This window comes from Yoonia sp. 208BN28-4, assembly GCF_037543925.1.
GTDB lineage: Bacteria > Pseudomonadota > Alphaproteobacteria > Rhodobacterales > Rhodobacteraceae > Yoonia.
The window spans coordinates 42,924-68,233 of sequence record NZ_JBBIFY010000002.1; the positions used below are offsets into that span (position 1 = coordinate 42,924).

General features: G+C 59.7%; 19 protein-coding genes. 14 read left to right on the top strand and 5 right to left on the bottom strand.

All coding sequences use genetic code 11. The annotated features are described in order from the left end of the window. Nucleotides 1-56: 56 nt before the first annotated feature. The 3 genes from V8J84_RS06290 to V8J84_RS06300 all read left to right on the top strand — a co-directional run bounded on the left by V8J84_RS06290 (nucleotide 57) and on the right by V8J84_RS06300 (nucleotide 3,333). Nucleotides 57-476, top strand: coding sequence for a DUF4864 domain-containing protein (locus V8J84_RS06290; protein ID WP_339929199.1), 420 nt, complete (start codon nucleotides 57-59; stop codon nucleotides 474-476). A 184-nt stretch (nucleotides 477-660) separates the two neighbouring features. Beyond that, nucleotides 661-2,949 (top strand): glycosyl hydrolase family 28-related protein, encoded by a 2,289-nt coding sequence (locus V8J84_RS06295; protein ID WP_339929201.1) that lies wholly within the window; start codon nucleotides 661-663, stop codon nucleotides 2,947-2,949. Nucleotides 2,950-3,108: 159 nt separating this feature from the next. Continuing rightward, nucleotides 3,109-3,333, top strand: a complete 225-nt coding sequence (locus V8J84_RS06300) for a DUF1127 domain-containing protein (protein WP_339929203.1) — start codon at nucleotides 3,109-3,111, stop codon at nucleotides 3,331-3,333. Here V8J84_RS06300 and V8J84_RS06305 read toward each other — a convergent pair. Beyond that, the gene (locus V8J84_RS06305) at nucleotides 3,330-3,824 is read right to left on the bottom strand and encodes a YdcF family protein (RefSeq protein ID WP_339929205.1); all 495 of its coding nucleotides are present in this window, start codon (nucleotides 3,822-3,824) and stop codon (nucleotides 3,330-3,332) included. The two genes, V8J84_RS06300 and V8J84_RS06305, sit on opposite strands and share 4 nt — an antisense overlap. Nucleotides 3,825-4,006: 182 nt before the next feature. Between V8J84_RS06305 and acs the strand changes: the two genes are divergently transcribed. The 6 genes from acs (at nucleotide 4,007) to V8J84_RS06335 (ending at nucleotide 11,836) form a co-directional block, all read left to right on the top strand. Then, nucleotides 4,007-5,965 (top strand): acetate--CoA ligase, encoded by a 1,959-nt coding sequence (gene acs, locus V8J84_RS06310; protein WP_339929207.1) that lies wholly within the window; start codon nucleotides 4,007-4,009, stop codon nucleotides 5,963-5,965. Nucleotides 5,966-6,276: 311 nt separating this feature from the next. Beyond that, entirely contained in the window at nucleotides 6,277-7,908 is a 1,632-nt protein-coding gene (locus V8J84_RS06315; protein ID WP_339929209.1) for a peptide ABC transporter substrate-binding protein, read from the top strand. 88 nt (nucleotides 7,909-7,996) lie between these two features. After that, nucleotides 7,997-8,920, top strand: a complete 924-nt coding sequence (oppB, locus tag V8J84_RS06320; protein ID WP_339929211.1) for an oligopeptide ABC transporter permease OppB — start codon at nucleotides 7,997-7,999, stop codon at nucleotides 8,918-8,920. Nucleotides 8,921-8,929: 9 nt separating this feature from the next. After that, nucleotides 8,930-9,856, top strand: coding sequence for an ABC transporter permease subunit (locus tag V8J84_RS06325; protein ID WP_339929213.1), 927 nt, complete (start codon nucleotides 8,930-8,932; stop codon nucleotides 9,854-9,856). A gap of 1 nt (nucleotide 9,857) precedes the next feature. Next, nucleotides 9,858-10,829: an oligopeptide/dipeptide ABC transporter ATP-binding protein gene (locus V8J84_RS06330; RefSeq protein WP_339929215.1), complete on the top strand. Its 972-nt coding sequence runs from the start codon at nucleotides 9,858-9,860 to the stop codon at nucleotides 10,827-10,829. Next, nucleotides 10,829-11,836, top strand: a complete 1,008-nt coding sequence (locus V8J84_RS06335; RefSeq protein ID WP_339929217.1) for an oligopeptide/dipeptide ABC transporter ATP-binding protein — start codon at nucleotides 10,829-10,831, stop codon at nucleotides 11,834-11,836. The genes V8J84_RS06330 and V8J84_RS06335 overlap by 1 nt, the downstream gene beginning before the upstream one ends. Before the next feature lie 97 nt (nucleotides 11,837-11,933). On the opposite strand, the gene V8J84_RS06340 is transcribed toward V8J84_RS06335, so the two are convergent. From V8J84_RS06340 to truA, 3 genes are all read right to left on the bottom strand, one after another. Next, complete coding sequence (locus V8J84_RS06340) at nucleotides 11,934-16,664, bottom strand: translocation/assembly module TamB domain-containing protein (RefSeq protein WP_339929219.1); 4,731 nt, start codon at nucleotides 16,662-16,664, stop codon at nucleotides 11,934-11,936. Nucleotides 16,665-16,690: 26 nt separating this feature from the next. Beyond that, nucleotides 16,691-18,490 (bottom strand): autotransporter assembly complex protein TamA, encoded by a 1,800-nt coding sequence (locus V8J84_RS06345; protein ID WP_339929221.1) that lies wholly within the window; start codon nucleotides 18,488-18,490, stop codon nucleotides 16,691-16,693. A 133-nt stretch (nucleotides 18,491-18,623) separates the two neighbouring features. Further along, nucleotides 18,624-19,394, bottom strand: a complete 771-nt coding sequence (gene truA / locus V8J84_RS06350) for a tRNA pseudouridine(38-40) synthase TruA (RefSeq protein ID WP_339929223.1) — start codon at nucleotides 19,392-19,394, stop codon at nucleotides 18,624-18,626. 99 nt (nucleotides 19,395-19,493) lie between these two features. Here truA and V8J84_RS06355 point away from each other — a divergent pair, with 99 nt between their 5' ends. From V8J84_RS06355 to V8J84_RS06365, 3 genes are read left to right on the top strand one after another with little or no spacing between them, the layout of a single operon-like run. Further along, nucleotides 19,494-20,906: a YcjX family protein gene (locus V8J84_RS06355; protein WP_339929225.1), complete on the top strand. Its 1,413-nt coding sequence runs from the start codon at nucleotides 19,494-19,496 to the stop codon at nucleotides 20,904-20,906. Next, a complete protein-coding gene (locus V8J84_RS06360; RefSeq protein ID WP_339929227.1) occupies nucleotides 20,903-21,334 on the top strand; it encodes a GNAT family N-acetyltransferase in 432 nt (143 codons plus the stop codon). Before V8J84_RS06355 ends, V8J84_RS06360 begins: the two co-directional genes overlap by 4 nt. Continuing rightward, on the top strand, nucleotides 21,334-22,335 hold the full coding sequence (locus V8J84_RS06365; protein ID WP_339929229.1) for a YcjF family protein: 1,002 nt from the start codon (nucleotides 21,334-21,336) through the stop codon (nucleotides 22,333-22,335). The genes V8J84_RS06360 and V8J84_RS06365 overlap by 1 nt, the downstream gene beginning before the upstream one ends. A 54-nt stretch (nucleotides 22,336-22,389) precedes the next feature. Here the strand turns inward: V8J84_RS06365 and V8J84_RS06370 are convergent, their stop codons facing one another. Then, nucleotides 22,390-23,388, bottom strand: coding sequence for a DUF2125 domain-containing protein (locus V8J84_RS06370; protein WP_339929231.1), 999 nt, complete (start codon nucleotides 23,386-23,388; stop codon nucleotides 22,390-22,392). 65 nt (nucleotides 23,389-23,453) lie between these two features. Here V8J84_RS06370 and V8J84_RS06375 point away from each other — a divergent pair, with 65 nt between their 5' ends. Next, nucleotides 23,454-24,011, top strand: a complete 558-nt coding sequence (locus V8J84_RS06375; protein WP_339929233.1) for a gamma-glutamylcyclotransferase — start codon at nucleotides 23,454-23,456, stop codon at nucleotides 24,009-24,011. A 184-nt stretch (nucleotides 24,012-24,195) separates the two neighbouring features. Beyond that, entirely contained in the window at nucleotides 24,196-25,308 is a 1,113-nt protein-coding gene (locus tag V8J84_RS06380) for a biopolymer transporter ExbB (protein WP_339930681.1), read from the top strand. The last annotated feature ends 2 nt before the right edge of the window (nucleotides 25,309-25,310 follow it).

A 25,310-nucleotide genomic window follows, 5' to 3' on the forward strand; every position in this document is an offset into this window, starting at 1 on the left:
TTTGTTTGATCCATTCCCTTGACGCGTGCGTAAAGCAAACAACAAGGGGAGCTGTCATGCGAAATATCATGTTTGTCATCGTGGGGATCTGGGTCTTCAGCGCGCTGTCGTTGTGCGCACAAGAAAGCCCGGTCGTGCCGGACCTGACAATCGAGGATGTGATCAGCAACCAGTTGTCTGCCTTCAATGATCGCGATGTCGAAGAGGCTTGGGCATATGCCAGCCCCTTTATCAAAGGCATCTTTGGCAACCCCGGCAACTTTGGCACCATGGTGCAACGCGGCTACCCGATGGTCTGGGACAACGACGCTGTGCGCTTTCTTGAACTGCGCGACGTCAACGGGCGTCCGATGCAAAAGGTCATGCTGCGCGATGCCGACGGAGGCGTGCATTTTCTGGAATACGAGATGCTGGAAACACCTGACGGCTGGCAGATCAACGGTGTTGCCCTCGTCGAGCCAGACCTGTCCGCCTGATCCGTTTGCCTGACACAGCGTTGCGCCCCCCAACGGGCGCAGCACCAAGGCCCCACTAACCTCTCCGATTTATCCCTTAGCGCGAGGGTCCGGCACATATGTCGGGTTTTGGCGCAATCAGGTTGTGTCGCTGTTTTGTGTGATCCGTCACACCGCGACCGCCCCCTGAGCAAAGGGATCGTTTATGAACAAGGCAATTACTGACGGGCTGGTGCTGATGCCGCTGCCGTTTGTGGCAGGGCTGGGTGTGTGGTCATCCGAGGATGGCACGCCGGGGACCGACACATACGCAACGTCCACCACCGCGGCATTTGTGTCGGCGGATCAGGATTTTGGCGGCTGTTTGGAACTGCAAAAGACAGCCACCACCACGCGTGTCCGCTACATGGGCGAAACCCCGATCTTGCCGGGCTGCTATCTGCGCATCACCGCGCGGATCAAAGCGGTAGCAGGTGCGTTCCCGACAGTGCGCATTGCAGCCTATGCAGGCGCTGCGGGGGGCGGCGCTGCGGGGGGTGTCACTACCACCGGACCCGCTACGCAACTGACCGCCTATGGCGACATCGTCGAGGTAAGCGCCATCGTTGGCACCGGTGCGCGGACCGGGGTGGATATGGTATGGCTCGATCCGGCGTTTGGGCATTTCGGGATTGATCTGACCGGCCCAAGCGGAGGCGTTGTACGTCTTGATGATCTGATCATCGAGGACATCACATCAGCCTTTCAGCGCGATATCATGTCAGTGGTTGATGTGCGCGATTATGGCGCAATCGGTGACGGCAACGCAGACGACTCGGAAGCTTTTGAAACAGCAGACGCTGCCGCGAATGGCCGTCGGGTGTTGGTGCCTGCGGGCACATTCCGGCTGGCCCAAGACGTGACGATCCAGAACCGGATTATCTTTGAAGGGACAGTGACCCAGCCCGCTAACAAGCGTTTCATTCTGCAAAAAGAATTTGATTATCAGGCCTACGTCGATGCGTTTGGTGATGAGGAGATTGCACTGCGCAAGGCCTATCAGGCGCTGATCAACTTCTCCGATCACGACTCGCTGAACCTGAACGGCCGCCGGATCAACCTGACCGAGCCGCTGGATATGCAGGCGGCTGACCCTCTGAAAACCGTTTTTGCCACGCGCCGTGTGATCCGCAATGGTCAAATTCGCGCGGTCGACGGACCGGCGTGGAATACGACACAAGTCACATCCCAAGGCACATATTCCGCCAGCCAGTCTACCCGCCTAAGCAATGTCAGCAACATCGCCAACATTCCTGTCGGCGCACTTGTTGAAGGGGCAGGCGTTGGCCGCGAGGTTTACGTGACGGCCGTGAATGTGGGGCAGCAGCGACTGACGCTGAGCCAACCGTTGTTTGATGCGGTGGGCACACAAAGCTTTACCTTCAAACGCTTCAAATACCTGCTCGATTTTTCGGGCTACGACAGCCTGAGCCAGTTTGTGCTGGATGATATCGAATTCCAGTGCGAAGGCGTGGCGTCCGGCATCATGATCGCCCCTGACGGTCTGACGTTCCATCTGCGTGACTGCTTTATGACTAAGCCCAAGGACCGTGGTCTGACCTCAATCGGGCGAGGGTGTCAGGGTATGATGCTGGATCGCTGTCAGTTTATCTCGAACGAACAGGCGTTGCCCGTGCCTGCGCGCACATCAATTGCGTTTAATGCCAACGCCAATGACGTGAAAGTCCGCGATAACCGCGTGGCGCTGTTCAAGCACTTCTGCGTGTTGTCCGGCACCGGCAACCTGATCAACGGGAACCACTGGTTCCACGGGGACAGTGACACAAACGCCGTGCGCAAGGGTGGCATTATCCTGACCTCGCCCAACTGCATGACCGCAATCACGGGCAATTATATCGACAACAACTTCATTGAATTGTCCAACGAACACGATGCAACGCCCGCGCTGGGCAATCAGCTTTCTTTTGGCGGCCTCACAATGACGGGCAATGTGTTCACAGCGCTTGGTGCCGCAAACTGGTTCAATTTCATCGTGGTGAAGCCCCATGGCCCCGATCACTTTGTCCACGGGCTGACGGTCACCGGCAATGTGTTCCGCGCGATCAACGGCAATATCCGCCGGATCGATATGGTGGACACCACTTTTGCTGATCTGGACTATACGCGGATGCGGGCGATCAGCTTTGCCAATAACACCTTCAACGGGATTGACGAGCCGATCTACAATCCCGCGCAGTTGGTCCACACACAATCGTCGACCGCCCGGTCCTGGACCGCTGACACCGAAACGAACATGCCGTTCGGCGGGCAGGCAAGGTTTGTTGACAGTTTCATGGCCGAGGGTGCGATCCGCGATTCCGGCAATGACGAGGTGTTCGACATGCCATACTTCGACGGCAACCAAGGTAGCGATAAGCAGGGGGTGAAATTTACCTTCAGCAAAGCTGTGAAGGGCAAAATCCGCTATGCGGTCCGCATGGATAACCCGCTTTAGGGATATGACGATTTTTGGCGGGGCATTGGCTCCGCCGAAGGTTCCGCTGAAAGCCTTGCAAATATTGCATGTCGGGACTGCAGGTTTGTGCGTTGTCCGCGCGGCGCTGTCGCACCAGATAAGAGGCAACGCACAACTGCAATCCCATGAGGTTTTTCAATGGCTTCGCTTCCAAACTCACACATCATCAGCAACGGCGAAATTCTGCTCGAACTGCTGGCAACACCTTTCCGCGCTCTGGGCGACATGTTCACGCGCGCAGCCGAGCGTCACCCACGTTTTATCGCAGTTGAGAAAATCAACGCGATGAGCGACGCCGAACTGGCAGCCCAAGGTCTGACACGCGCCGATGCGACACGCCGCGCGCTTGGAATTTACTTCTAATCCAGCGGTCCTTTGATCCGCCGTGCTGCCAATCGTGCAGCGTAGGCGGGGTAAGCAAAGGTTTCGCGCACATATTGCCGGGCCTGCGTGGGCAGATGACTGCCCTTCAGACCCGGTGACGATACAGAAGCCCGCAGCCCAAGCGTGCGGGCCACCAGTTTGGCCCTTGGACCGTGGTAGCCATCTGTGACGATGGTGATTTCCGCGCAGTCATATGAGCGCAAAATCTGCCGCGCAAAGATCAGGTTCTCCAGCGTGGTGGTGGATTGGTCCTCTTGCAGGATTTTGGTGGGCGGCACGTCGTTGGCCCTCAGGATGGTCATGATCGCCGCCGCCTCGGACGGCGGGAACCGACCCAGACCACCACATGCCACTATGAGGTCATGTCCGCCCCCGTGCCAGACGGAGGCCGCATGCACACTGCGGCGCAGCAGTGTTGGGGATGGCCCCTCTACCCAGACAGCGGCACCGAGAACGATAATGGCTTTCATCTGTCCCTTGTTTCGCTTTCCGGTGGCTATGTGAAGGCCTAGTGGTCCGTAAACAAATTGACATCCTGCGCGGTGTGATTTCTCGAACTTTACAAAAACCGATGCGCGGCAGTGGCGCCGGACTTGGCAAATGAACATTTCTGCCCATGATGGCCCCACCATAAGATCGGGGAGGATCATTCATGTCGGACCAAGCGAAAACCTATGCGCCATCAGATGCGTTTGCAGCCAATGCGCATGCGGACAAAGCCAAGTATGACGAGATGTACGCCGCGTCGATCAACGATCCGGATGCGTTCTGGGCCGAGCATGGTAAGCGCGTTGACTGGATGAAGCCGTTTACAAAGGTGCGCAACGCGTCCTTTGCGCCCGGCAACGTCGATATCAAATGGTTCGAGGATGGCACGCTGAATGTCGCCGCCAACTGCATCGACCGCCACCTAAAAGAGCGCGGCACGCAGACCGCGATCATCTGGGAACCCGACAGCCCCACCGACGAGGCGCAGCACATCACCTACCAGCAGCTGCATGCGCATGTGTGCAAGTTCGCCAATGTTCTCAAGGATATGGGTGTCAGCAAGGGCGACCGCGTTGTCATCTATATGCCGATGATCCCGCAGGCCGCTTATGCGATGCTGGCCTGTGCGCGGATCGGCGCGATTCATTCCATCGTTTTCGCGGGCTTCTCGCCCGATGCGCTGGCCGCCCGTGTAAACGGGTCCGAGGCCAAGGTCGTCATCACCGCAGACGAAGCCCCGCGCGGTGGTCGCAATACGCCGCTGAAGGTCAATGCTGACAAGGCGTTCGACAAGATTACAGTTGATACCAAGATGCTGGTCGTCAAGCGCACTGGCGGCGATATCACGATGGAAGACGGGCGCGATGTCTGGCTCCATGAGGCCGAGCAGACGGTTGCAAACGACTGCCCGCCAGAGGAAATGAACGCCGAAGATCCGCTGTTCATTTTGTATACGTCCGGCTCCACTGGCCAGCCCAAGGGTGTGGTCCACTCAACAGGTGGCTACATCGTCTATGCGTCCATGACGCACCAATATACCTTCGACTACCACGACGGTGACATCTTCTGGTGTACTGCTGACGTGGGTTGGGTCACGGGCCACAGCTATATTGTTTACGGGCCGCTGGCCAACGGTGCCACCACGCTGATGTTTGAAGGCGTGCCAACGTATCCTGACGCGGGTCGCTTCTGGCAGGTTTGCGAAGAGCATAAGGTCAACCAGTTCTACACTGCGCCCACCGCGATCCGTGCGCTGATGGCCAAAGGCGACGATCATGTGAACAAATACGATCTGTCGTCGCTCAAGGTGCTGGGCACCGTGGGTGAGCCGATCAATCCCGAGGCGTGGAACTGGTATCACAACATCGTCGGAAAGGGGAACGTGCCCATCGTCGATACGTGGTGGCAGACCGAAACCGGTGGTCATTTGCTGACACCGCTGCCCGGTGCGACAACACTGAAACCCGGCTCTGCCACAACGCCCTTTTTCGGAATTGAGCCGGTTATCCTTGAACCCACATCGGGCGAGGAAATCCACGATACCGCCGCCGAGGGTGTCTTGTGCATCAAGTCCAGCTGGCCCGCGCAAATGCGGACGGTTTGGGGTGATCACGAACGGTTCGAGAAAACCTATTTCGCGGACTACAAAAACTACTATTTCACCGGTGACGGCTGTCGTCGGGATGAGGACGGCTATTACTGGATTACGGGTCGCGTCGATGACGTGATCAACGTGTCAGGCCACCGCATGGGCACCGCCGAGGTGGAAAGCGCGCTTGTTGCGCACCCCAAGGTGGCCGAGGCCGCTGTTGTCGGTTACCCGCACGACATCAAGGGGCAGGGCATCTACGCCTATGTGTCCTTGATGGGTGGTGACGAGCCGTCAGAGGAGTTGCGCAAAGAGCTTGAGGTCTGGGTCCGCTCCGAGATCGGTCCGATTGCCAAACCCGACCTGATCCAATGGGCACCCGGCCTGCCGAAAACACGTTCCGGCAAGATCATGCGCCGTATCCTGCGCAAGATCGCCGAGGATGATTTTGGTGCGCTGGGCGATACATCGACGCTGGCTGATCCGTCGGTGGTGGACGATCTGATCGCGAACCGGATGAACCGTCAGGACTGACGGTTATTTCGCCTAAAGATATGGAAAGGGGTGCCAATGGGTGCCCCTTTTTGCGTTGAGGTGGGCGACGCAGGGCGAGCCATGTCTCAATTTGGAACAATCTGACAGCATCAGGCGTAACATTATGTCATAGATTGCAGTCGCTTTGATTGCTTTGGTGCGTTTGGCCAAATGCCGTCGGGTCACCCCAAGATTCACCTTGCCATTTGACCCGCATCGCAAAAGGATAGTGCATCAACACGCGCTAGACGTGTGACGACATCCAACAGAACCGACTGCATCAATGCGGTCAAACGATGGGAGAATAACACATGAAAATGACAACAACCCTCAAGGCGACCACAGCGATCATGCTGCTGACAGCCGGTGCCGCATACGCTGACGGCCACGCGACACACCCCGAAACCGGTGAAGCCTTGGCCTCCGAGCAGACTTTTGTTTACCGCGTCGGCGACGAAAGCCCCTCATTTGACCCCGGTCTTGTCGAAGACGTTGACGGCTCCAAGATCGTGCGTGACCTGTTTGAAGGTCTGATGAACCAGGATGCCGACGGCAACCTTGTGCCCGGCGTTGCGACTGATTTCACCGTGTCTGACGATGGCATGACCTACACATTTAACCTGCGCGACAACGCCATGTGGTCCAACGGCGATCCCGTGACCGCAGGCGATTTCGTCTATGCGTGGCGCCGCGCGTCATCGCCAGAGCTGGCATCGCCATACAGCTGGTACATGGAACTGATGTCGATTGAAAACGGCGCTGCCGTGATCGCCGGTGACATGCCCACCGAGGAACTGGGCGTGACAGCCATCGACGACACTACACTCGAGGTGCGCTTGTCCCAGCCGCTGCCGTATTTCGCGCAGATGGTTGTGCACGGCACCACGTTCCCGGTCCATCAGGCCACCGTGGAAGAGCACGGGTCCGAATGGACACGCCCTGAAAACATCGTGTCCAACGGTGCCTACGTCCTGTCCGAGCATGTGCCGCAAGAACGCCTCGTGCGCGTGCGCAACGAAAACTACTGGGACAACGAAAACACCATCATCGAAGAAGTGACCGCACTGGTTATCACCGATGAAAACACCGCCCTGACACGTTATCTGGCGGGCGAGCTGGACAAGACCCAAGTTCCAGCAGGCCAGTTCCCGCGTCTGTCCGCTGAGTATCCAGAGCAGGCCGTGTCCGTGCCAGAGGCATGTTCATATTACTACACCATCAACATGACAGAGACAGGCAACCCCGCGCTGCAAGACCAGAACGTGCGTCAGGCCTTGTCCATGGCCATTGACCGCGATGTGATCGCAGAGGCCGTTCTGGCCGGTGGTCAAAAGCCTGCCTATACGTTCACGCACTGGTCCACTGCCGGGTTTGAAACACCTGACATCGGCTATGCGAACATGACGCAGGAAGAGCGGAACGCCCAAGCTGTCGAACTGATGGCGGCTGCCGGTTACGGCGCGGATAACCCGCTGTCCATTGACCTGATCTACAACACGTCCGAATCCCACAAATCTGTCGCCATTGCGATCAGCCAGATGTGGAAGCAGACGCTGGGTGTGGAAACGGAACTCGGCAACCAGGAATGGCAGACATTCCTCGAGACACGTGGCAATCAGGACTACGAAATTGCCCGTGCCGGCTGGTGCGCCGACTACAACGAAGCGTCCACATTCCTTGATCTGATGCAGTCGGATTCGGGCTATAACGACGCCAAGTATATGAACGAGCGTGTTGACGAACTGCTGGCCGAAGCCAAAACATCCGACAACCCGCAAGCCGCTTACACGGAAGTCGAGCAGATCATCGCAGAAGAGATGCCGATCATTCCAATCTACCACTACGCGGCTGTGGATATGATTGCGGAAGACCTTGAGGGCTGGCCCTACAACAACTTCCAGCAAAACATCTACTCCAAAGATCTGTTCAAGATCGCCGAGTAACCTTTTGGTTTGAAACCAACGCGGCCCCGGATCATGTCCGGGGCCGCACCTGTTTATATCCGCCCCCTCATGCGTGGACCCTTTGCACATGATTAGCTTTATCGTCCGACGCCTTGCCGTCGCGATCCCGACGCTGTTGATCCTCGTGATCCTGTCGTTCGTCCTGATGTATGCGGCCCCCGGTGGTCCGTTTAACTCCGAACGCCCGCTGCCGCCCGAAGTCCTCGCCAATATCGAGGCGAAATACGGGCTGGATCAGCCGTTCTGGAAGCAGATCGTCAACTATGTGTCGGGCGTTGTGACGTCGTTCGATTTCGGACCGTCCTTTCAATATAAAAGCCAATCGGTAAACGATGTGATCGCCCAAGGCTTTCCTGTCACGCTGACATATGGCTTTTGGTCCTTCGCGCTGGCCGCAATCGTCGGCGTGTCGCTGGGCATCGCCGCCGCGCTCAAGCAGAACACATGGCTCGATTATCTGGCCGTTGGCTTTACCGTTGGCGCGCAGGTGCTACCGAACTTTGTGATGGCTCCCATTTTGGTGCTGGTCTTTACGCTGTGGCTGGGCTGGTTGCCCGGCGGTGGCTGGAACGGCGGCGCGTGGCAGAACCTGATCATGCCGGTGATCGCACTTTCCACATCCTACATGGCGTCGATTGCACGCATCACGCGCTCTTCCATGCTGGAGACACTGAACGCCAATTTCATCCGCACCGCACGGGCCAAGGGCCTGCCGATGCGCCGGATCATCTGGACCCATGCGTTCAAGCCGACGATCCTGCCGGTCCTGTCCTATCTGGGGCCAACATTCGTGTTCATGATCACCGGCTCTGTGGTCATCGACATCTTCTTTTCCACCGGCGGTATCGGCCAGTTCTTTGTGAACTCTGCGTTCAGCCGCGATTATTCGGTCATCATGGGCATCACCATTCTGGTGGGCGCGCTGACGATCCTGTTCAACCTTCTGGTCGATATCCTCTACGCGTGGATCGACCCGAAAATCCGGCTTTAGGGGGACGTCATGTTACCTGATACATCCGCAATCGAAAGCGTCGGCGACAGCATCCATCTGGCCGAAGTGCAGGGCAGGTCGCTCTGGGCTGACGCCCGCACCCGCTTTATGCGTAACAAGGCAGCGGTCGTGTCGCTGGTGGTGCTGGCCCTGATCGGGGCATTTGCCCTGTTCGGTCAATTCATCGCGCAGCACGAACGCGATTTTGTGAACTTCTCGTTGATGGGCGCCAATGCCTATAAGGGCGTGCCGTCGATTGAGACGGGGCACTATTTCGGCACCGACAGCTCTGGTCGCGACCTTTTCGCGCGAGTGGTGCAGGGCACTGGCATCTCGCTGATGGTCGGCATCGTTGGATCGCTTGTCGCGGTGGTTGTCGGCACGCTTTATGGTGCCACGGCTGGCTACTACGGCGGACGCATCGACAACATTATGATGCGGATCGTGGACGTGCTGATGTCGATTCCGTTCATGTTCGTTCTGATCCTGATGCTGGTGATATTTGGCCGTTCGATCTTCATGCTGTTTTTGGGCATCGGCCTGATTTCTTGGCTGGATATGGCGCGGATCGCGCGGGGCCAGACACTGACGATCAAGAATAAGGAATTCGTTGAAGTGGCCCATGCCATCGGCGTCTCGCCAATGCGGATCGTGCTGCGCCACATCATCCCCAACCTGCTTGGTATCGTGATCGTCTACGCCACGCTGCTGGTGCCGACGCTGATCATCTACGAAAGCTTTATCAGCTTTCTGGGGCTTGGCGTGCAGGAACCCAACACGTCGCTGGGTGCGCTGATTTCGGAGGGGGCGGCGAACATGTCCTACGGCGTCTTGTGGCAGCTGTTCTTTCCGCTACTTTTCTTTGTGCTGACCATCTTTGCGTTCTTCTTTGTAGGCGATGGCCTGCGTGACGCGTTTGACCCCAAGGACCGCTGATATGGCATTGCTAAGCATTGAGGACCTGACCGTCACCTTTTCCACCCCCGACGGCGATGTGAACGCGGTCAACGGCGTGGGCTTTGACGTGGATGCGGGCGAAACGCTGGCCATTGTGGGCGAAAGCGGGTCGGGCAAATCCCAGACCGCCTTTGCCATGATGGGTCTGCTGGCCAAAAACGGGCGGTCCACGGGGCGTGCGATGTTCGATGGCAAGGACCTGCTGACCATGAAGCAGGGCGCGCTGAACAAGATTCGCAGTCAGGACATCGCGATGATCTTTCAGGATCCGATGACGTCACTGAACCCCTACATGCGCATTTCGGACCAGATGGCCGAAGTGTTGCAACTGCACAAAGGGCTGGGCAAATCAGCCGCCGTGAAAGAAGCGGCGCAAATGCTCGACGCAGTGAAAATCCCCGACGCCCGCAACCGGATCACGATGTATCCGCACGAATTTTCGGGCGGTATGCGGCAACGTATCATGATTGCTATGTCGCTGTTGTGCCAACCACGTCTGTTGATCGCGGACGAGCCGACAACCGCTTTGGACGTAACCGTGCAAGCGCAGATCATGGAACTTTTCGGCGAGATCCGTGATGAATTCGGCACTGCCGTGATCCTGATTACGCACGATCTCGGGGTTGTCGCAGGTTTTTGTGACCGCACGCTTGTGATGTACGGCGGGCAGGTGATGGAAGAAGCGCCGACAGATGCGCTTTTTGCCGATCCGTCCCATCCCTATACCTCGGGCTTGCTAAAGGCTGTGCCGCGATTGGATCGCGACGATGGTGCGCTTGCCACCATCGCGGGTGAACCGCCCGATATGTCGCGTCTGCCCAGCGGTTGCCCGTTCTCGCCGCGCTGCGCGCAAGTCATGGACCACTGCGTCACGCAGCGCCCCGCTTTGGAAACCTTTGACGCCGGCGCACGCCGCCGCGCCTGCCATCTGCCTGCATCGGAGGTCGCGTAATGACTGATGCCATTTTGTCCGTCAAAGACCTGTCCGTCACTTTCGACGTGCGCAAACAAGGCGCATGGCCGTGGACCGCGCCGCAAAAGCTGCACGCAGTGTCCGAGATGTCGTTCGACCTGAAGCCCGGCGAATGTCTGGGTGTAGTGGGCGAAAGTGGGTCGGGCAAATCCACGCTGGCCCGCGCCATCGTCGGCACCGTTCCCACATCGGGCGGCAACATCATGTTCGAAGGAGCCGATCTGGCCGCGATGGACACACGGCAGCGGCGCGTGCACCGCCGCGATGTGCAAATGATCTTTCAAGACCCGCTTGCCGCGCTAAACCCCCGCATGACCGTGGGCGAGATAATCGCAGAGCCGCTGATCACCCACGAGCCGCAGACGCCCCGCAGCGAGGTGAAAGCCCGCGTGCGCGAACTGATGGAACGGGTGGGCCTGCTGCCCAACCTGATCAACCGCTACCCGCACGAATTCTCCGGCGGACAGTGCCAGCGCATCGGCATCGCCCGCGCGTTGATCCTGAAACCCAAGCTGGTTATCTGCGACGAACCTGTATCGGCCCTTGATGTGTCGGTGCAGGCGCAGGTGGTGAACCTGCTGATGGAATTGCAGCGCGACATGGGACTCTCGATGATCTTCATCGCGCACGACCTGTCCGTGGTGAAACACATCAGCGACCGGATCATCGTGATGTATCTTGGCCGCCAGATGGAGATGGCCGACGCTGGCACGCTGACAACGCTTCCCGAACACCCCTACAGTCAGGCGCTGATCGCGTCTGTGCCAATCCCCGATCCGGTGCTGGAACGCGCGCGCGTCCGTCCTATTCTGGAAGGGGAATTGCCCTCACCGCTTGCACCGCCATCGGGGTGTGTGTTCCGCACGCGCTGTCCCAAGGCACAGCCCGATTGCGCGGGCGACAGGCCCGCGATGCAGGATTTGGGGCAGGGGCATTTCGTGGCCTGTCCGTATCATGCGCCGATGGATGTGCAGAAGACGGCTTGAGTGGAGGTGTCGGTGATCTCCGGTAGCTGATCGGTGCCGCTGTCACATCGCGAGCGATGTGACCTTGCGCACGCTGACGAAAAGACGGTGCTTTTCGTCAGTAATCCCGCTCGTAAAAGATGCCGATGCTGGTTTCACCGTCGTCGCTGAAAGTGCCTTTGGCGGTCACGTCGTCGGTGATATCCAGATTGATATTCACCTCGGTTGAACCGTCCGACGCGATAGTGACGTCGGTATAGACGTTCTCGGACAGATACGCGCCCGCGCGCACGGCGGCATTGCCTTCCTCGTCGGTTGTGATGTCAAAGTCATCAAGCCCGATGTCCTGACGGAATGTATCGATCAAACCGCCGCCGCCGCGCCCCGCCAGAGTGCCGACTGCTGCGGCCAGTTGGACAGCCTGCAACGGGCTAATGTCCGCCAGATCGCGGCCAAAGATCAGCTGCGCCAGCACCTCGTCCTGTGGCAAGTCGGGGCTGGACTCGAAGGTTACCTCAGGCTCGGTGGCCGGGCCTTCGACGATGATGTTGATGACTGTGCCAGTGGCCGATTGCGTAGACGCGACCAGCCGGATGTAGGGTACAAAGTCGCCTTGCAGCGATGCGCGTCCCTCGGTCAAGTCAAAGCGTTGTTGCAGGATATCGATGCGCCCGCGAATCAGTTCAAACTGCCCGATCGGCACGATGTTTGATGTGGTGCCACCCAGTGTCAGTTGCCCGCCCAATTCGGCATCCAGACCACGACCACGGACAAACACGCGTGACGGCGCGTTGATCACCAGATCAATCGGATAACCGCCGCCGCCGCCGCCCGTGGATGCGCTGGTTGTGGCATCGTCATTGACCCCGGCGCGATCAAGCGTGCGACGCACGGACAAAGGTGCGCCGACATGCGTAACATTTGGCAATGTGCCCAGCCCGCCAACGCCGGAAGACGGCACCTGAATTTCCGTTGGCCCAAGGTTCAGTGTGCCAGCAATCTGCGCGCCGCCAGCCAATGGTCCGCGCACGGTGATTTGCCCATCCACAGTCGTCTCATAAAGCTCGGGGTCGCGCAGGCCGACATTGTTCAACCGGACAGCAAGATCGGCCGTATTTCCACCAGCAAGCCCGACAGGCCCGCTCACCGATACAGTGCCACCGCTGCTGACTTGTCCTGTGATATCCACCTGAGCGGCATCACCGTTCAAACTCACGCCGCCGTTGATATTTGTCAGCGCCACATCAAGGGTAGGCGCCGTCAGACGCGCGCCGTTCAGATTGACCTGCCCGGATACCGACGACAGCGCGGGCGGGCCATTGACCGCCAGATCGAATGTCGCGGTTCCATCAAGTCTGCGCGGCGCAAGGGCTGCATTGGCCAGGCCAAGCGGGACCTGACCGTCCACGTCCATATTCAGCGTGCCGCTTTCGTTATAAGTGCCGTCCGCGCGCACGGTGATGCCACCAGGACCGGTTCCATCCACATCGATCCCCCAGTTTCCGCTGGCATTACGGCTGGCGGTGCCAGAGGCGGTGACCGGCCCGCTTAGCTGGTCAGTAAAGAGGCCAACATCACGCAGGCGCGCATTGAATTGTCCGCTGCCTTCACCCGCGCGACCGTCAAGCGATCCGCTGAGAGAGACGTTGGGCGTCGTGGCGCTAAAGTCGCGAATACGCAGCCCTTCTGTGGTTTGCGATACGCTTGCATCCAGACGCCCCAGACCGCGCAGCAGCGGATCGACGGTCGCGTTGCCAATCGCAAGATCGCGGGTGGTGACGTTAATATCCGCAGTGGCACGGGTCAGATCGGGAAGGGCCGCGCCGCTGATGTTGGCGGTCACGCCGCCCGACAGTGGCAGGCCGGATATGGTCCGATAGGGGCGCAGGTCGTTCACGAACACCTCTGCAGTGCCGCTGATTTCGTATGTGTCGGCGGCAATGCTGGCATCAATGTCGGCGGATGCACCGGGGGCGGTGGCCTCTGCATCGATGGCCCAGACACCTTGCGCATCCAGCCGCGCCGTGCCCGTGGCTGTCGCGGGGCCGCTGATCCCGTCGGCAATGAGACCAATGTCGCGCAGGCGGGCATCAAACTGGCCTTCGCCAGCGCCTGATGCGCCTTCAAGTGATCCGCTAAGCGTCACATTGGGATAATCTGCGTTCACGGTTTCTACCCGCAAACCTGCTTCGGTCAGGGCCGCAGTGGCATTCAGCGTGCCAGCACCGCGCAGCAGCGGATCAACAGACGGATTGCCAATCGCAAGATCCGTGGATGACAAATCGACAGTCCCGTCAAAGCGGCTCAGGTCGGGAAGGGCGGTGCCAGCCACGTTCGCAGTCACAGCACCATCAAGCGGCATACCAGCCAGATCACGATAGACGGACAAATCCGCGACCGTCGCATCAAGCGTGCCGGTAATCCGGTTCGTCACCGCCTCGATCACTGCATCAACGGCAAAGTCCGTTCCGGGACCATTGCCTGTCACATCAACTGTCGCGTCACCCCCGGCATCACGCGACGCGGTGCCACGCAGGCTGAGCGGGCCATCAAGACTTGCCACAACTTGACCTGCATCGGTGAGCATGAAGTCAAACGTTGCATCGGCAGGGCCTGAGGCATCATACGTCGCATCGGCCCGCAGCCGGATTGCGGGTGTATCCACGGCAAGGTCTTGCGCGCGGTAAACGCCGTCACGCGGCGCGGCAAGGCTGACGGACAGCGTGCCGTCGCCTTGCAACAGTTGGTCAACTTGCGCGACCCCCACGGCCAGATCAGTTGTTTGCGCGGTCAGGTCCATGTCAAAGCGCAGACCGTCGCTCAGCAACGTGCCGGTTAATTCGGCATTGATCGCGCCATCAAGATCACGATCCGCCAGCTCTGAGAAGGTTTCCAGATCAGCAATCTGCGCCTGCACTGTGGCGTTGACCGCTTGACCGGCAGTGTCGGGAATGGCCTGTCCCACGGCGGTGATCGTGGCCGACGGACCCTCGGCGCGGATGTCGAAATCGGTCACAAGCTCGGCACTGCGGGCAGCCGTGCCAGTCACTGTCACGGGGCCGCTAAGCTCCGGCATGACAAGGCCGACCTCGCGCACAAGCACGTCAAAGCGGGCATTGCTGGCCCCACTTGTCAGATCGGCTTCTGCGGTGATTTGTGCCTCTGGGGTGGCGATATTGAGTGCCTCCAACCGCGTACCTTGGGTGTCGCGCACGGCAGCCACGGCGATCTCGCCCTCACCGGCCAGCAGCGGATCAAGTTGTTCAATCCCGACAGCCAGATCATTAGTCGTGCCGGTTACGGTGACGTCAAACATGCCATCTAGCGGCAGGACTTCTGCCTGAATGTTCACGTTCCCGCCGCCCGCCAGATCGCGGCCTGCCAGCGTGGAAAAGCGGCCGAGCGCGTTGACCTGCAAGTCGATGTTGCCAAATGTGCGGAAACCGTCGCCGCCGCCCGCAATCGTCGCGGCAGCCTGCATTTCAAGACCGGGACCGGTGAGGGTCAGGCGCGAGATATTGGTCGGCTCACCCTCGATCCGGTCAATTTCGATCACGCCGGAGATCTCGTCGCCAAGTGCTTGCGATGCGCCGGCATCATCAAGTTCCAACCCGCTGGCGGCGTAGGTGAAGTTTGCGGTCACCTCACCTTGCGATGCGCCTTCGCCGTCGCGCAGGATACCACCACCGTCAAGCGTGATGTCACGGATCAGCAAACCGGGGCGGTCAAAACCCGCGATGTTAAACTCGGCTGACCAGTCATCTGACTGCGATCCGTCATAGCCAATCGCCAGTGTCGCGCGGTCGATATACGTCTTGGGGCCGGTCAGTGGCAGCAGGACGATATCACCGTCCGTGTCTGCGATCGTGCCGTTCAGCGAAAGCCGCTGCGGCCAGCCTTGCGCGCCGATTAGCGCGCTGCCTGTCATCTTGATGCTTTGCCCGTCCAACTCGAACGTTGAAAGGTCAAAGCGGCCATCGGCCAACTGCCGCCCTTCGGCAATCAAGCTGACGTCATCGCCGAAAAATTCCTGATATTCCGGCACCAGAAGCGGCGTGACGTCACCACCGATATTGGCGGCGAAGCGCTGCTCTCCTTCAACTTCTGTCAAGGTGACAGTGCCACTCACGCGATCAACCCCGTCGGTGGCTAATGCAATTTCGGCCTCATAGCTGCTGAGCGGCCCCGCACCTTTGACCGTAAGAGCCAATGGCGGCTGACCCGGCAGGTCCAGCCTTCGTGCGATAATGCCGTTTGGACCTTCGGACAGCTCCAGTGCCAGCGCCAACATAGATGTCTCATTCTCGAATGAGGCGTCAATGATGAAGCGCCCTTCCTTATCATCAAGGCGGTTTGCTTCGACAATTGCGCCGCCTTCTCCGCCGATCAATGACGCGGATCCCGTCAGACTGGCGGCAAAAGGCTCTCCCAAAATGGTTTCGCCAAGTTCAATACGCGCGATGTTCAGTTTTTCAAGCTCAACGCTGACGGGCAGTTCGGGCAAGGAAAACGGCGTTGCTTCCGGCGAGGGGGCACTGTCATCAGCTTCAGACACCGGCACGCGCGCAACAATTACACGCTCGGCGCTAAGTTCCTCAACGTCGATAGCACCGCGCAGCAAGGCGGACCGGTTCCAGTCCAATACGACGTTCTCCAGCGTAAGCCATACGCCTTCATCGTCCGAGATGGTCATAACGTCCAAGGACGCCTCTGAGCTAAGCGCGCCCTCAAAGCCGATGATGGTCACATCGCGGCCAGCACCTGACAGGTTGTCTTCGATCAGGCGGGTCAGATAACCCTTATCCTCTTCGGCCTGATCCTGCGCGGCGGCTGGCAGCGGGGCCAGCATGAGGGCTGATGCCAAAAGAAGCTTTTTCAAAACGCTTGCCCAATCCCGATATAGACCTCAACGCGGTCGTATGCATTGTCACCACTGGCCGGCGTTGCGATATCCAGCCGGATCGGCCCGATGCCAGTGTTATATCGCACGCCAAAGCCCGCACCGCTTTGCCACTCTCCGTCACCGAAGGGGTTGCTTGTGTCGCCAACAAATCCTGTGTCGTAGAACCCGACCAGTCCGATGCTTTCTGTCACATCCACGCGGCCTTCAAGCTGTGCGCCCACGAACGAAAGACCACCCGTGCGGACATCTTCACCGTCAATCACGCGATCAACGCCAAGCGATTGGAACCGCTGACCCCGCACCGTGTTGCTGCCGCCCGAGAAGTAGAGGAAATCGGCAGGGGCGGTATCAAGTGATGCGCCAAGAACGGTGCCAATCTGGGACCGTGCGGCAAGGGTAAAGCGGTCATCCTCGCCAAAGCTGCGGTAAATGCGTCCGTCCGCGTAGGCTCGCGCACCATTGTCACCGCCGACGATGCTGATGAATGGCGTGGCGTCCAGATCAAGGTAGTAGCCGTTTTTGGGATTGGTCGCATTGTCGCGCAGATCATACGTCGCGCTGAGCGGAACCGTCAGCAAAACATAATCACGCTCGCCGGTGTCGGTCACCTCTCGGGCGGCAAGGATGCCAAGACCGCCTTCGATGGTGAGGTTGTCCCCGACTGGCCGTGTCAGCGTGGATTCAAGCGAAAACTGGTCGAGCAAGTAGTTCGGCTCGTCCTGTCGGCTGATCGAGATTGTATTCAGGAAATCCGTGTCAGCGCCCCACACGGCCGGACGCCGCAGGCTGGCAGAGAGGCGATAATCCGTGCCGCCGGTTTCCCCGCCGATGCCCGAAATCTCGCCCTCAACACGAAAGCGCTCGGCCCCGCCCAGAAAGTTGCGATGCAGCCAGAACGACGACAACGTCAGCCCGTCAACGGTCGAAAGTTCAATGCCAGCCCCGATGCGCCGTGGCTTGGCCTCAACGATCTGAGCAGTCACAGGAAGTGTGTTGTTCGGGCCGATATCATCGGACTCGACCAATGCCACGGATGCAAATGCCCCTGTGCGACGCAGGCGGTCTTCGGCGCGGGCGATTGCATCAGGCGAATAAATCTCACCGGTGGGCAGGCCTGCGATCCGCAAAATGCGGTTGGTGCGTACATCCTCATTGCCCGAAACCGTCAGGGGGCCAAATGTCAGGCGCGGGCCAGTGGCCAGTGACACGCTCACATCCAAGCGTTCGGCGGGGTGGCGTGCGGTGATCTGCTGACCGGATGGCGATACCTTGGCATAGCCCGCGTCCCGCCATGCGCTTGTCGCGGCGCTTACGCTTGAGCGGATGACCTCGGACTGGGCCGGTTCGCCGCTGCGGAAACCTTCGGGCAGGGTAGTTGCAGGAGCCAGTGGCGCGATGTCGGTGCGCCCAAAGGTAAAGCGCGGACCAGTGGCCACATCAATCGTGATCCGGTTAACCCGTGATGGCGCATCAAGCGGCGCAAGGGACGCAGCCTCGCGTCCGTCAATCTTGATCGAGATTGTGCCGCCATAATAGCCGTCGGCATAAAGTGCCGTCAGGATGCGCCGGTAATCGGCTCGCGCGGCTGCCACGTAATCCTGCGCGGCAGAACCTTCCTCGGGATCAATTTCAAGGGTCAGTGACGCGCTGCGCAGCAGATCGGTCAGATCCTCATCGGCATTAGGTGCAGAAAACGTGACTTCTTGCGCTGTTGCTGTCACCGGACACGTCAAAATTGCAGCCAATGCTGCCGCTATCGTTAGATTCTTCATGCCCCGCCCTTATCGTAGACCCCAAACCACAACGCCACGATTGGACCTTGGTTCCCTTCACCATAGTTTGTGGCAATCCGAAACGAAACAACGCGTTGTAGTATTACGCATCAATCCGCCGTGATTTTTTGCCTTAGTCCGCGAAGGGATCGTCGGGATAGCCGACACCGGCCAGATATAGCCCCATCGGCGGGCAAACCGGACCGCAGGCCGCACGATCCCGCGCCGCAAGCGCACGGCCCACATCATCAGGTGTCCATGCGCCAGCGCCCACCCGCTCTAACGTTCCAACAAAGCTGCGGACCTGATTATGCAAGAATGATCGTGCGCGCACGCGAAACTGGTATTCGGTGCCGTTTGCCCGTGGAACCTCGGTTACGTCCAGCGCATCGAGCGTTTTGACAGGGCTTTGCGCCTGACACATGGTCGATCGGAACGTGGTGAAGTCGTGCTCCCCAAGCAACTGATCAGCCCCGGCCTGCATGGCCGTCAGATTAAGCGTATGATTGATCCGCCATGCCTGACCCGCCTCAAACGTGAGCGGTGCGCGGCGGGCGATGATGCGAAACAGATAGCGACGTTCATGTGCTGAAAAACGCGCGTGCCAATCATCTGCCACACGCGCTGCCCCGACAATCGCAACAGGCGCGGGCTTAAGATGAAAATTCAGCGCCTCGGACAGGCGAAACGGGTCCCAGTCGCGGGTCAGATCGCAATGGGCAACCTGTGCGGTGGCGTGCACCCCTGCATCCGTGCGCCCGGCGGCGGCAATGGTATGCTGACCGGGTTGCAGCCGCGCCAAGGCGGCCTCAATCGCGCCCTGCACAGACGGCTGATCTGCCTGCCGCTGCCAGCCTGCGAAGGGCGAACCATCGTATTCGATCTGAAGGGCAAAGCGGGGCATGCGCGCGGCCTAAGGGGAAGGCGACGCAAAATCAATCCCTACACAAGACGCCATCCGCGCCCTATCTTTGGCAGAACATTGAATTGAAAGGGCCGGATTTTGGTCATCTCCGCAATTGCCGACCGGATTACCCGCAGCGTTGATGCGGTGGGCGAAACCTTGTCAGCGCCCTTTAGCGATCCGGTGATCCGTCTTGGTGTGACGGGCCTGTCGCGGGCCGGCAAAACGGTTTTCATCACCTCGCTTGTCGCCAACCTGATGGATCGCGGGCGGATGCCGCAGCTTTCTGCGGCGGCAAACGGGGCCATCCGCACGGCCTATCTGCAACCGCAGCCCGACGATACGCTGCCGCGCTTTGCCTACGAAGATCATCTGGCGCGGATCACGGCATCCGAGCCGCGATGGCCCGATGGCACGCATACGATCAGCGAATTGCGTTTGTCTCTGCGCGTGCAGCCAACAGGGCTTTTGTCCGGCTTCTCCGGCCCGCGCACGGTGCATCTTGATATCGTGGACTATCCCGGCGAATGGCTGCTGGACCTTGGCCTGCTGGATCAGGACTTTGCCACGTGGTCTGCCGCAGCGATTGCGCGCGCGCCCGAGCGGCCCGAAGGGGATGCGTTTCTGGCCGAACTGGCCACCATTGACCCCGCGGCTGATCTGGACGAAGGGCAGGCCACTGCGCTCGCGCGCCGCTTCACATCGCACCTCAAGGCCGCACGCGAGGCGGGCTTTTCCGATTGTTCCCCAGGGCGGTTCCTGCTGCCCGGTGATCTGGCCGGATCGCCCGTGTTGACCTTTGCGCCCTTGCCAGACAGCTCATCGCCCAGAGGGTCGCTTGCCCGTGAATTTGCGCGCCGCTTCGAGAGTTACAAGCGCAACGTCGTCCGGCCGTTTTTCCGTGACCATTTTTCCAAGATCGACCGCCAAATTGTGCTGGTTGATGTGCTGGGTGCGATCCATGCCGGCCCCCGCGCGGTTGAGGATCTTAGGCAGGCAATGGCCGATATTCTTGGTGCCTTCAGGCCGGGGCGGAATGCTTTTCTCAGCCGGATTTTCCAAGGCAAGCGGGTGGAGAAAATTCTGTTTGCGGCCACCAAGGCAGATCATTTGCATCACACGCAACACGGCAAGCTGACGGCAATTACCGAAGCCTTGCTGCGCGAGGCGCGTGACCGTGCGGATTTCGCAGGGGCACAGACAGCTGCCATGTCCATTGCCGCGTTACGCACCACGGTAGAAGAGACCGTCGATCACCGCGACGGGCCGCTTGATGTGGTGCGCGGGCGGCTTTTGGGATCAGGCAAACAGGCTGCGTTCTACCCCGGATTGCTGCCCCGTGATCCTGCGCATTTGCTTTCACCCGCACGGGCCGGTGACGCAGATTGGCAGGATGCCGGATACGAGGTGATGAATTTTGCGCCAGCGCCACTGACGCTTCGCCCCGGCGACGGGCCGCCGCATATCCGCTTGGACAAGGCCGCCGAGTTCCTGATCGGTGACAAGTTATGATCCGCCCCGCACGAGAGGCCGATGACGATGCCATGGCCGCCACATTGGGCGCTTGGGTGGCCGAGACTGACTGGATGCCCAAATTGCATAGTCCTGACGAGGACCGGTGGTTTTGTGGTCATTTGATTGAAACAGGTCTGGTCTGGGTGGCCGACTGCCGCGACGGTCTAGGCTTTCTGGCGAGCAAGGACAATGAGGTTGCTGCACTTTACCTGCCCCCCGCCCTGCGCGGACAAGGCTGGGGGCGTGCTTTGCTGACGGCTGCAAAAGCTGGCCGCAATCGCCTGACGCTGTGGACATTTCAGGCCAATACGCGCGCGATTGCGTTTTATCAGCGCGAAGGATTTGTCGTCGGTGGTTTCACGGACGGCAGGGCAAATGCGGAAAAGCTGCCCGATGCGCATCTGATCTGGGAAAGGGACGCGTGATGGCCAAAGGCCCGGTTTTGATCGATCTGGATGATGACGCGCCAAAGGCCGATCCCGCGGCAGCCCTGCCGGTGCTGGATACGGAAGACGCTGCACGCGGAGCGGCGATGCAGCAAGTTGCGGCATTGGCTGCGCGCCGTCCGTCCAGCCTTGCGCGTTGGTTCTGGTCGCTGCTCTTGTCGATCATCGGCATTGTGGTTTCGCTGGCCGCTTATGACTACGTTGCCTCGCTGATCGTGCGGTCCCCCGTTCTTGGCATGACCGTCCTCATCCTGCTGGTCCTGTTTTGTGGCGTTTTGCTGGTGATGGGATTGCGGGAACTCGCAGCGTTTGCGCGCTTGCGGCGGTTGGACAGTGTGCACAAGGCCGCTGAAACAGCGATTTCCACGCATGATCTGGGCGAAGCGCGGCGTGTCGTGGCGGCGCTGAACCGGCTTTACGCTGCACGCGACGATACCCGCTGGGGCCGCGAACGGTTGGCCGAGCAGCAGGACGACGTGCTGGACGCGGATGGGCTTTTGGGTCTTGCCGAAAACACCGTGCTGGCCCCGCTGGATGCGCGGGCCATGCGCGAAGTGGAGGCGGCAGCACGTCAGGTCGCGACCGTCACAGCGATTGTGCCGTTGGCGCTGGCGGATGTTGTCACGGCGCTGACGGCAAACCTGCGCATGATCCGCCGCGTGGCCGAGGTCTATGGCGGACGGTCAGGCACCATTGGCAGCTGGCGTCTGACCCGCACGGTCTTTACTCATCTGATCGCCACTGGCGCGGTTGCGGTGGGCGATGATCTGATCGGATCAGTGGCGGGCGGTGGCGTGTTGTCCAAAGTGTCGCGCCGCTTTGGCGAAGGCGTTGTCAACGGGGCGCTGACGGCGCGGGTTGGCGTCGCCGCAATCGAGGTCTGCCGCCCGCTGCCATTTCGGGCCCAGAAACGCCCGTCAGTGACCGCTTTGGTGCGACGGGCCATGATGGGTCTGTTCAGCGGTTGGGGGCAAAGCTGAGATTTTGCGCCCCAAACGCCGCAGCGACGTACAGTTTAGACGACGGCATGGGCCCTAGGGGTGAAGCCGGGGCGCTGGACCCAGCGGGAAAGGGCCGATCGACATACGCCCGTCACTAAACGACAGGGTCAATTCAAGCGTATCGCGGCCTTCTGACAACGCGGCGGCCAGATTTTCGAAGGTGGTATCAAAGCCGGGTTCAATCAGGCCCGCATTGCTGGCCGCAGCAATCATGGCCCGCCAGTCTTGCACGGAGATATCTATCTCACCGGTTGGCACTCCGCTTTGGTCGACGGTCAGGTCGCCATTGGCTGAAACTGCCATGGTGCCCCACTGCAACTGCGCCTCTTTTACGGTGACCGCCGTAATCAGCGCAGGGTCGGTTTCAAACTGCGCAATGCTGTGGCGGTCAAGCGGACGGTCAAGCGTGACGGTGCTGTTCAAGGTCAGGTCGGCGATGCTGTCGGGATGCTGTCCGTTTGGATCAAGTGCAGCACGCATGGCGTCGGGCAGGGTGATGGTGTCGAGGTTTGTGTAAACGTCATAGCGATTGACGACCGGACCCGCCTCGCGCAAGGCGGCGATCACGCGGTTTGTGGCCAGAGTGATGTCCGGACCCAAAGCGAGAGCAGCGCTATCGCCCTCAAACGTGATGGCATCCAGCGACAGATCGGCATTGAGATTAACCGCGGCACTGGCCCGCAACGCATCGGCATCAAGGGCCAGCAGATCAGCGCCCAAGCGCAAGGTCTGACTTTCCGGAAAGACGACGATCAGCTTGTTGGGCTGGTAGCTCAGCGCCAAAGCCTGCAGGAACGGGGCCTGATATTGCAGGCTGTCGTCAGGTGCGGTCATGTCCAGTGCATCAACCGTCGTATCAAAGCGGGACGGGAAACCGCGCGTTCCAAGATCGTCGTACGTGACCTGCCAGCCGTCGGCGCGCAAATCGTCAAACGCCTGTCGCACGCCGCGTTCCATGGCCATGGCGCCGATCATCCAATAGCCGCTGTAAAGAAGCGCAAGCACGATCACAACGATTGTCAAACGGCGCATGGGCAACCCTTTCATTCCGCAGATTTTGCGTGTCTACAGGGGCCGCAGCAGAAGGGCCAGATCAGATGCCAGACCAATCCGTTATTCCCGCCGACCAGCCACTTTGGGTGTTTGGATACGGGTCGCTTTTGTGGAACCCCGGTTTTACGCCTGCCGAAAAGCAGCGCGCACGGCTGGATGGTTATGCCCGCAGCTTTTGCATGCTGTCGATCCATCATCGCGGGTCGCACGAAGATCCCGGGTTGGTGCTGGCGCTGGATGAAAACGCGGATGAATTCTGCACCGGCGTGGCCTTTCGCGTGCATGAGGAAGAGCGTGACGATGTGCTTGCCGCACTGCGCGAGCGAGAGCTGGTGTCGTCGGCCTACTACGAACAACGCGTCTCGCTTGCCTGTGATGACGGCAGCCAGATTGCGGCGCTGGCTTATGTGATCAGCAATGATCATGTGCAGTATTGCCAGTTCGACCTTGAAAAGCAGGCCCAGATCATTGCGCGGGCCAGCGGCGGGCGCGGGCCGAACACGGAATATCTTTTCAACACAGCCGAGCATCTTTTCGAAATGGGGATCCGTGACGCCGACATGACATGGCTCGTGGCGCGGGTGCGGGAACTGACGCAGTAACGCTCAGAGTGGCATGCGCGATTACCGTTTGGGTTTTAAGGGAAAACCCGTATAACAGCCGCCAACCAGAACCCACATAAGAGGGACGCCTAAGTTGAGTGATGCAGTGACTGATCCGCTGACCGACCCCGGGGAACCAGAGGCAGAGCCGCAGTTTTCACAGCCCATCCGGCAGATCACCTTTATGATGATCGTGTTGGCTTTGGTGGGGGCGGGGCTTTATCTGGGCCGCGCGCAAATCGCGGCGATCTTTTTTGCCAACATCTATCTGAACGGCGTGATTTTCGCCGTCTTCGTTTTGGGCGTGCTGTCGTGTTTCGGGCAGGTGTACCAGTTGGTGAATTCGGTCCAGTGGATCGAAGGGTTCGCACGCGACCATGAAGGCAATCCGGCGCGGCGCGTGGCACCGTCGTTGTTGGCGCCTTTGGCCACGCTTTTGCGATCACGTGGGGCGCGGATGCAGCTATCGTCCAGCTCTGGCCGGTCGATCCTTGATTCCGTGGGCCAGCGGATTGACGAAGATCGCGAGATCACACGATATATCGGCAATACGTTGATTTTTCTCGGCCTTCTGGGTACGTTTTACGGCCTTGCTACCACAGTTCCGGCACTGGTCGAAACGATCCGGTCGCTGAACCCCGGCGAGGGAGAAGACGGCGCGGACATCTTCGGGCGCCTGCAGGCGGGACTTGAAAGCCAGCTTGGCGGTATGGGAACGGCGTTTTCGTCGTCCTTGCTCGGTCTGGCAGGATCGCTTGTTGTGGGGCTTCTGGAATTGTTCGCCAGCCACGGGCAAAACCGCTTTTACCGCGAGCTGGAAGAGTGGCTGTCGACCATCACGCGTGTCGGCTTCTCCACCGGCGAGGATGGTGGCGGCGACACCTCTATGCTGGCCAGCTTTGTGGATCATCTGGCCGAACAGATGGACAGCATGCAGACGCTTTTTGTCCGCTCAGAGGAAAGCCGCGCGCATGTGGATGAACGGATCACCCAACTGGTGCACACCGTCGAAACCATGGCCCATTCTGCCGATCAATCCGGCGGGGACCGTGACGTGCTGCTGCGCATTGCCGAGGGGCAGGAGGCGCTGATCAAGAAGATCGGCGATGGCGGCATGGAAGGGATCGACGCCGAAAGCCGGATGCGATTGCGGTCGATCGACGTGCAACTGCTGCGTATCCTAGAGGAGATGTCAGCGGGACGTCAGGAAACCATTGCCGATCTGCGCAATGACATTGCCGGACTGGCGCGCGCGATCAAACAAGGGCGCGGACGCCCGCCCAGCGACGGGGCGTAACC

Coding starts and splice junctions, on each gene's coding strand:
- V8J84_RS06305 (WP_339929205.1), bottom strand. CDS start 3,824: ATGAAAGCCATTATCGTTCTCGGTGCCGCTGTCTGGGTAGAGGGGCCA.
- V8J84_RS06360 (WP_339929227.1), top strand. CDS start 20,903: ATGATCCGCCCCGCACGAGAGGCCGATGACGATGCCATGGCCGCCACA.
- V8J84_RS06290 (WP_339929199.1), top strand. CDS start 57: ATGCGAAATATCATGTTTGTCATCGTGGGGATCTGGGTCTTCAGCGCG.
- V8J84_RS06370 (WP_339929231.1), bottom strand. CDS start 23,388: ATGCGCCGTTTGACAATCGTTGTGATCGTGCTTGCGCTTCTTTACAGC.
- acs (WP_339929207.1), top strand. CDS start 4,007: ATGTCGGACCAAGCGAAAACCTATGCGCCATCAGATGCGTTTGCAGCC.
- V8J84_RS06340 (WP_339929219.1), bottom strand. CDS start 16,664: ATGCTGGCCCCGCTGCCAGCCGCCGCGCAGGATCAGGCCGAAGAGGAT.
- oppB (WP_339929211.1), top strand. CDS start 7,997: ATGATTAGCTTTATCGTCCGACGCCTTGCCGTCGCGATCCCGACGCTG.
- V8J84_RS06380 (WP_339930681.1), top strand. CDS start 24,196: ATGATGATCGTGTTGGCTTTGGTGGGGGCGGGGCTTTATCTGGGCCGC.
- V8J84_RS06325 (WP_339929213.1), top strand. CDS start 8,930: ATGTTACCTGATACATCCGCAATCGAAAGCGTCGGCGACAGCATCCAT.
- truA (WP_339929223.1), bottom strand. CDS start 19,394: ATGCCCCGCTTTGCCCTTCAGATCGAATACGATGGTTCGCCCTTCGCA.
- V8J84_RS06315 (WP_339929209.1), top strand. CDS start 6,277: ATGAAAATGACAACAACCCTCAAGGCGACCACAGCGATCATGCTGCTG.
- V8J84_RS06300 (WP_339929203.1), top strand. CDS start 3,109: ATGGCTTCGCTTCCAAACTCACACATCATCAGCAACGGCGAAATTCTG.
- V8J84_RS06330 (WP_339929215.1), top strand. CDS start 9,858: ATGGCATTGCTAAGCATTGAGGACCTGACCGTCACCTTTTCCACCCCC.
- V8J84_RS06335 (WP_339929217.1), top strand. CDS start 10,829: ATGACTGATGCCATTTTGTCCGTCAAAGACCTGTCCGTCACTTTCGAC.
- V8J84_RS06365 (WP_339929229.1), top strand. CDS start 21,334: ATGGCCAAAGGCCCGGTTTTGATCGATCTGGATGATGACGCGCCAAAG.
- V8J84_RS06345 (WP_339929221.1), bottom strand. CDS start 18,490: ATGAAGAATCTAACGATAGCGGCAGCATTGGCTGCAATTTTGACGTGT.
- V8J84_RS06375 (WP_339929233.1), top strand. CDS start 23,454: ATGCCAGACCAATCCGTTATTCCCGCCGACCAGCCACTTTGGGTGTTT.
- V8J84_RS06295 (WP_339929201.1), top strand. CDS start 661: ATGAACAAGGCAATTACTGACGGGCTGGTGCTGATGCCGCTGCCGTTT.